Source organism: Streptomyces katrae (genome assembly GCF_000966975.1).
In the GTDB taxonomy this organism is placed as follows: Bacteria; Actinomycetota; Actinomycetes; order Streptomycetales; family Streptomycetaceae; genus Streptomyces; species Streptomyces katrae.
On record NZ_JZWV01001832.1, the window covers coordinates 1 to 204 of the forward strand.

Sequence of the window (204 nt, forward strand, 5' to 3'; positions counted from 1 at the left end):
GGCGAACACGGGGAAGGTTCCGTACAGCTCCCGGCCCATGCCGGGCCGCTGGCTGCCCTGCCCGGTGAACAGCACCGCCAGCCGCCCGCGTCCCGTCGCCCTGCCGGTGACCACCGACGGGCTCGGCTCGCCCGAGGCCAGCGCCGTCAGTCCGCGGACCAGCGTCTCGCGGTCCCGGCCCACGACCACCGCGCGGTGCTCCAG

The 204-nt window shown here is 77.0% G+C and carries 1 protein-coding gene; it reads right to left on the reverse strand.

Going from position 1 to position 204, the window contains the following annotated elements; all coding sequences use genetic code 11:
* A partial coding sequence (locus tag VR44_RS40730) for a hypothetical protein (RefSeq protein WP_045952751.1) occupies positions 1 to 204 on the reverse strand: 204 nt, incomplete at both ends.